Annotated in this window: 7 protein-coding genes and 1 pseudogene; 2 read left to right on the forward strand and 6 right to left on the reverse strand. The window is 40.4% G+C overall.

Going from position 1 to position 7,003, the window contains the following annotated elements; translation table 11 throughout:
- Window positions 1–41: 41 nt before the first annotated feature.
- The 4 genes and pseudogenes from J9B83_RS15445 to J9B83_RS15460 form a co-directional block, all read right to left on the reverse strand.
- A pseudogene (locus J9B83_RS15445) lies at window positions 42–461 on the reverse strand (DUF4172 domain-containing protein); the annotation flags it as partial.
- Window positions 462–1,156: 695 nt separating this feature from the next.
- Window positions 1,157–2,014, reverse strand: a complete 858-nt coding sequence (locus tag J9B83_RS15450; protein WP_211537695.1) for a hypothetical protein — start codon at window positions 2,012–2,014, stop codon at window positions 1,157–1,159.
- A gap of 28 nt (window positions 2,015–2,042) precedes the next feature.
- Window positions 2,043–2,999, reverse strand: coding sequence for a hypothetical protein (locus J9B83_RS15455; RefSeq protein WP_211537696.1), 957 nt, complete (start codon window positions 2,997–2,999; stop codon window positions 2,043–2,045).
- An 11-nt stretch (window positions 3,000–3,010) separates the two neighbouring features.
- The gene (locus J9B83_RS15460) at window positions 3,011–3,547 is read right to left on the reverse strand and encodes a hypothetical protein (protein WP_211537697.1); all 537 of its coding nucleotides are present in this window, start codon (window positions 3,545–3,547) and stop codon (window positions 3,011–3,013) included.
- Window positions 3,548–3,974: 427 nt separating this feature from the next.
- Between J9B83_RS15460 and J9B83_RS15465 the strand changes: the two genes are divergently transcribed.
- The gene (locus tag J9B83_RS15465; protein ID WP_211537698.1) at window positions 3,975–4,880 is read left to right on the forward strand and encodes a LysR family transcriptional regulator; all 906 of its coding nucleotides are present in this window, start codon (window positions 3,975–3,977) and stop codon (window positions 4,878–4,880) included.
- A gap of 64 nt (window positions 4,881–4,944) precedes the next feature.
- Here the strand turns inward: J9B83_RS15465 and J9B83_RS15470 are convergent, their stop codons facing one another.
- Both J9B83_RS15470 and J9B83_RS15475 read right to left on the reverse strand, forming a co-directional pair.
- On the reverse strand, window positions 4,945–5,748 hold the full coding sequence (locus J9B83_RS15470; protein ID WP_211537699.1) for a DODA-type extradiol aromatic ring-opening family dioxygenase: 804 nt from the start codon (window positions 5,746–5,748) through the stop codon (window positions 4,945–4,947).
- A 151-nt stretch (window positions 5,749–5,899) separates the two neighbouring features.
- Window positions 5,900–6,376: a DoxX family protein gene (locus J9B83_RS15475; protein ID WP_211537700.1), complete on the reverse strand. Its 477-nt coding sequence runs from the start codon at window positions 6,374–6,376 to the stop codon at window positions 5,900–5,902.
- A gap of 150 nt (window positions 6,377–6,526) precedes the next feature.
- Here J9B83_RS15475 and J9B83_RS15480 point away from each other — a divergent pair, with 150 nt between their 5' ends.
- Complete coding sequence (locus J9B83_RS15480) at window positions 6,527–6,898, forward strand: LysR family transcriptional regulator (protein WP_211537701.1); 372 nt, start codon at window positions 6,527–6,529, stop codon at window positions 6,896–6,898.
- The last annotated feature ends 105 nt before the right edge of the window (window positions 6,899–7,003 follow it).

The following is a 7,003-nucleotide window of genomic DNA, read 5'->3' on the forward strand; positions in this document are numbered from 1 at the left end:
ATGTTGCCACCGAATAAAGCGGAAGAGCTGCACTGGAAAAACTATAAAACCGTGGCCAGTTTTACTTGACCACTACATCGTAACTGGCCACTCATGATAGGGCTGAGCATGGTATAGCCTTTAGGAAATAGTTTTTCATGCCAATGTAGAATTCTCTGTAAACTCAGTGTTGAATCAAAGTTCTCAATGGCATCGACCATTATCTCAGCGATCCCATCGGTTTGTTCAGTAGTAGGAAACGAGTTTTCTTCTGTTAAACCGAGTTTGTTGGCTAGTGAGGAGCGTACTGAAAAGGCATTCAGTTTCTCTTCTTCAATGGCGCTTGAGTTTATAATGTTAGCCAAAAGTGTATCGAGCATGTTTTGCTTTGCATCATGAGATTGACTGGCCATCTTACCTAATAGTATTCCTTGGTTAAGACGAGCTTTTCTTAACATGGGTTCTATAGCGCTTTTATCCCATGTAAAGTGAGGCTAATTGTCTTGCTGCCATATCCACATAACACACCCTATGACTTGAATAACATGATTAATCTACTCAAACTTTAATGCGAATAGCATGGGTAATCAAATCAAAATGTAGTTTGAATAGAGTCCATAAACTCATCATAGACGTTCTGAAAAGTGTGTAAATGAAAGTTGCTATAAGGGGAAGTTGAGCGTGAAAGCGGGGTGGTCTCGAACAAATCATTTTGTGACTTGGTTTACAAAATAACATTTAATAGGTTATTTTTTGTAGATCTTTTATGGTGCTGATAAGGCTTCAATTCCACGGAAATTCTATTTTACTATGAATCAAAGCAAAACAAATGTCCAAAAATATACTTTGATTCAAAGCAATTGAAATCATGCGTTTATGGATATTTTGGTCTTTAAGGTATGAGCTAATTTGAGATGCTTTGATTCGAAGGGTAGAGGTCATGGGGTAAGATGGGCCAAAACCCCATGAAATAGCGATTTCTTGCTTTATTTTGCTTTGATTCAAAGCATCCTAAGGGTGTTTGATGAGGGTAATTCCTTGTATATGCAAGGAAAATTTAACTGTTGTAAGAATTGGCAATATCCACCGTAACCTTGACATGGTAGAGGTCGTCTATCAGCTTGCCGTATCACAAAGCCCCCGCAACCACCCGTCTACAAATTTCTGGTTTCATTTATTACACTGCCAACATATTCACAACTTCAGCACCACTCATGCCAAGTGAAAGTTTTAAAATTTGCAGGCATTTGGCTTTAAGCATCATGACATCCGCCCCTTTTAAGCCAGCAAACCGGTTACCTTCTTTGGTGTTGTGGTAAATCTGTAGGCCTTTGCCCTCGTGGAAAGCAATCACGACACTGGTTGATTCTCTTTGGGCGATGTAATTCTTTTCAGTGATTAAAGTATGTTTAATTGCTGAGTCTAACACCATATACAAGGTTGCAATTTCGCTCGCAGATAGCTGTATGGATTTGAAACCTTGGTTAGAGCGACTCTCAACAGACATTAAATATTGTCTGCTGTATGTGTCACTTTTAGGGTCATCGTATTCTTTGATTTTTGCGTTAAAGTTGAACATTACCGCGTTGTTGTTGATTTCGAAGGTGCTGACATCACGACAGGGCTTATAGCTCTCTTTGGCTTCAATGTAGGGTGTGAAAGCCGCTCTTAGGCAGTGGAGTATTTTACAAAGTGCCGTGCCCCATGCAGCATATTCTTTATGAGTGATGGCAATAAGTGATGCCATTACCTCTTCGTCGGTTTTGCATACCATGCTTTCACAGCTTAAGCCGCTGGTGTCGATGACGTTGAAAATGCTGTCATAATTTGGGCCCTTACGATATTGGCCTGTCATCTTTGCATCCTGAACATAATCAAACAACACCACCAGTCTTGATGCGTCAAAGGGTACACCTTTGTTGATGGTGTACATAGAGAACAACTGATCGGGTGTGTTTGTTTCAAATGCTCTTTTGTTGATACCGGTTTTTTCCAGCTCCAGTAAAATCGGTTTGGGTATTCGGCTGATGTTCAATGTGTACTTCCTTACTTTTTCTGGGGAGCTAGTTTTTTACGGGAAATCCATACCAATTTTCTGTGGCCAATAAGCGCACAGGCTCGTTTTCCTTGTGCTTACGATTTATAACGGAAAATGTATTGGTGGTTGGGTTGTAGTCAACGTCTAGCGGTTTAAGAGTGCCATTAAATTGCGTGTTTTCGTCCCAATTCAGCACGATAAGCGGGCTAGAGTTAGCAATGCGTTTGAGAGCTAGCCCCCGTTCATTAATATTAGTATCGACAGAGTAATTAAATCGAATTTCGGGGGAAGGGGGATTTTCGTAGCGCACGGCATATTTGCTACCAGGGTGTAGGATCTCAAATTGCTTGATGGCTTCGATAATAATGTACTTCCCATCCGTTTCAAGTGTGGCAATAGTGTCTTCTGCAGGTTTTGCGGTTTTAGGTTGTGAAGGTTTAATGACCCAGCGATTGGATACTTTGGTTACTTTGTGATGTTGAGTATCAATAATAGGGCGTGTAATCAGTTCGAAGTTTTCAGTAGGCTCAATAATAAGAGAATGAATCAGAGTGTCAGTGATTCGATCTTGTTTGAGGCCAATTTCTTTGTGGAGTTGGCGTCCATTGGCTAGGAATTGGGCTTTATTATCGTTAATGCTGTTAATTAAAGAGGTGGCATAATCAATATATTCTTTTGGTAGGGCTATGTAACCGAGGTAGCGAGGCAGAGAACTTTTAACGCGATTTGGTGGTGCAGTGAATCCCCAGACATCGTTGATACGATCATTTAGTCGAACATCGATGGGAGAGAATTCGTTGCCTGTAAAATCCAAAACTCGTTCAACGGGTCCATCGTCGGTTAGGTTGGAATCTTTGCTGAATAGTGGTGGTAAATATTGAATGTCATATCGTAAAGCTGTGAGGCAAACTTGTCTAAGCGTATGGGTATCTACTCGAATTGCCGCTAAAGCGTTTAGACAGTCCTGTATTGAATTTGACATTTTTGGCTCCCCTAAACATATATCATCGTTATGATGACAAGGTGGATGGTACTGTCGATGCGAGTGATGAATGAAAAAATGAATGGGTAGATGATATAAGGAGTTTTAACCAGACTCTTTATTTTATTTTGCGTCGACCGACGATCATTGTAGCTAATAATACGATCGTATGTAGTAAACAGGAAAGTAGCCAGATAAGAGAGCAGAATAAGTATGATTAACCGAAATGGATTGATTCGTTCAAGAGTGTGATTACCTAAGTTATCGATAAAGGGTTCTAAGCTGCGAACAGTTTCTGTCGTCAACTTAAGAGAACTAATCATTACATCAGCATAAGTAACTGAGATAAAAAGGCTGTGTTGTGGTGTCTTACCTAATGTTTGCGCCGCATCAAAAAGAGCATTGCTGATGTAATAATTATAGGCAAGGAAAGGGACAACAGAGGTAAGCACGATACTGATACTTGTTGAAACGAAGTGATTGCACACGAACAAGGTAAAATCGTGCGGTAAGGCTGAGATACTGAATGTTGTTCTATTTTTCGCCATAATTGTTATCCTTATATACAAAAATGCACGTAGTTTATTTTTATTAATTAACCTATCAAATTTCCTTTTCTCTTCTTCTACCATCTTTTCATCTGTATATACAGACGGCTTTCCTTTTTGTTTTTTTTATTATTATTTTTTTTCTGCTTGTTTTCTTGTTTATGAAAAAGGGTTGATTAGTGTGGCAGATGTTTTGTTTCTGGTTCAATTTATCATTTAACTGCATTGTTTATTGCTCAAAGCTGCTAGCTTTCCCTATGATAATGATGCTATCAAGTAAAAAGAGAAACAAGAGAAACAAGAGAAAAGTAAATTGATCGTTTTTGTTTTATAATATTATACTACGTGCATTTAAGGTGTTAACGTCACCATATTTCAACAAAAATCGCGAATTAATCACGCTATCAAGTAATAAAGAGAGTAAGCCATGTTGAAAATATCGTTAGAACAATGGCGTATGTTCCATGCTGTCGTTGAGTTTGGAGGTTTTAATCAGGCCGCTCAGGGCGTACACAAAAGCCAATCCAGTGTACACAACGCAGTAAGTAAAATAGAAGATACGTTGGGCGTAAAATTATTCGTTATTGAAGGCCGCAAAACTGTTTTAACGAAAGAGGGCGAAATGATTTTACGGCGCTCAAGTTACCTGCTCGATGAAGCCAAAAAGGTCGAAGCCATCGGCGTAAAACTAAGCCAAGGCATCGAAACACAATTGCGTATTGCGGTGGATGAAATCTTTCCGCGTGCGCTGCTTTATAAAGCCCTAGAAATGGTTTCTGAGCAGTTTCCACTGGTGAAAATTGAACTGATTGAATCGATTTTAGGGGGCGGGGCGGAAATGATTGAGAATGATGAGGTCGAAATCGCCATTTCACCTAGTTCACTTGGTGCAGGCAATAGTGAAAGCTTGTGTTACATACAATTTGGTGCTGTCGCCAGCCCAAATCACTCTCTGCACGCCATTGAAAAGCCCCTCACCCTTGAAGAGCTCAAAAGCCACCGCCAAATTGTGGTAAGGGATTCGTCTACCATGGACAATAAACATCGCACTAATGAAGGCTGGTTAGAAGCGAATCAGCGTTGGACTGTTAGTCATATGCAGAGTTCTATCGATATGATCGTCAATGGTTTGGGATTTGCCTGGTTGCCACTAAGCTTGATTGACCCCCATCTTAAAGACAATCGTTTAAAGTTATTGCGCCTTGTCCGCAATAACGAGCGCTCCGCTCAATTGTTCCTGACGTTTAAAGATGGCGATCGACTGGGCCCGGTTGCCCGCTTATTTTTAAGGGAAATTAAGGCACTGTGCTTGGGTCTGACAAACAAAGCTTAATTTCAGACTCACGGAGCTTTTGACGCGGCCTAAAGTCCTTCAATCGTGATAAGCGTCACCACACTTATTTTCCCCAATAAAACATTGACGATTGTTTGTTCATGATTTTCGCCTTAAATGTTGTCTCACACGCTTGAGTGGCCATACCATAACAAACATGTAGAGGGAGTAGATGCTCCTCTCGTGGGTGGCAGAACCTGCTGCCCGGCGCAGAATCCCAATTGTTAAGCATCTCTTCTCTTGTATTTTCTGGCAGCGTTTTATCACTAATAACTGACGTTAGCCAATGATCAAAAGCCATGTTATTTTCACGTATTTCTTGTGAATTTGGACTAAAAAAGCCACGCATGTTGTGAAACGAAAACCCTGATCCAATGACTAGCAAGTTCTCCCAATTAAGTAACTGCAACGCCTTACCAATTTGAATATGGAAACCTGCATCAAGACTGTGGACTAAAGATAACTGAACACATGGAATATCAGCTTCGGGATACATAATTTTAAGTGGCACAAATAAGCCATGATCAAACCCTCGTTGATCATCTTGTGCTGCCTCAATACCATTTTTTTTAAGCGCATTCACAACATCTTTTGCTAATTCAGGTTCACCTGATGCTGGGTACCTAATCTCATACGCTTCCTTCGGAAAGCCATTGTAGTCATAAATAATGTCAGGATTTTTTCCTGAGGTGACTGTTGGCAGGCTCGCTTCCCAGTGCGCACTGATGACTAATATCGCGCTAGGCTTATCCATTGCTGCCGTAATTTTTTTTAGTGTAGCGGTCATTTCAGAATGATCGGGATCCTTTAGCAGAGGCATGGGCCCTCCGCCATGGGAAATGAAGACAATATTGCGCTTTTTATTCATGATAATTCCTGTAACTTTTAAAATTTAGAGGTAACGGAAACCATTTTGGTGAGGTTAAGAGCTACCTGTTTTCATTCTTAGCTGTCTATTTAGAAATAACCTTCCTGCAATGCAGGAAGGTATTACTTATTCAACACTATGCGAACTTTTATCAGTTTGATGGTTCGTTAACAGGACTACTTTCCTTTAGATTATCTGCTATCACGTTATCAGCTGAATAGCTCCCTGAACCCTGAACCGTAAGTGCTACTGTTGCAGCTAACAATGCAAGTGCATATTCATAGCCGTTATTACTCAAGAAAAAGCCATGTTCTAAGTGAACACTTAAGATGGCTATTAGCATTGTAAATGCACTCAGTGCGGCTGCAGGGCGAGTTAGCAAGCCTAATATCAAGGCCAGTCCTCCGAAAAACTCAGCACTTCCAGCCAATAAAGCCATCAGATATCCTGGCTCTAATCCGATACTAGCCATCCATTGACCAGTGCCTTCCAGTCCGTACCCACCAAACCAACCGAACAATTTTTGCGCGCCATGGGCTACTAGAATGATCCCGACGGGAACTCTCAAAGCTAAAGCTGCAACGCCCGCCTCTGACTTCAATATGTTATGTACAGTTTGTTTATTCATAGTTAAGTTTCTCTTTTATTTATTAATTGAAACTGTCGACTTCATTGCCACAGTTAGGATGAAGTCCATGTTACTAACAACAAATTGATGAATTAATGATAGTATTATGGAATAATTACCAACATATTATTTGAAATATGAGTATATTTAATGGATCGCTTAGATACGATGAAAGCATTTGTCGCCGTGGCAGAGTTCGGTAGCTTTACTAAAGCGGCTGAAAAGCTAGAAACATCAAACCAACTTGTGAGCAAATATGTATCTCATTTGGAGGAACAACTCGGTATCAGGCTGTTTAATCGAACAACGCGGCGTGTACGCTTAACCCAAGAAGGCGAAGAGTGCTTACAACAGACTATGCATATTCTGGAAAGTATTCATGATATGGAAAATCACTTTGGTGATTTGCACAGTACTGCAAAAGGGCTTTTACAGATTAGTGCACCAGTGGACTTTTCAACGTTACACCTTGCGCCACTAATCCGCGATTTCAAACAACAATATCCCCCTGTGTCAGGATAGTTGTCGCCTCATTTGTTATTATAAATAGACAGGGGACGGTAAGTGAAAACCAGTGGATTACCAAAGACATTCAAGTGCCTTTAAAGAAGCCATTTTACAAAAACT

The organism is Marinomonas vulgaris, assembly GCF_018145875.1.
In the GTDB taxonomy this organism is placed as follows: Bacteria; Pseudomonadota; Gammaproteobacteria; order Pseudomonadales; family Marinomonadaceae; genus Marinomonas; species Marinomonas vulgaris.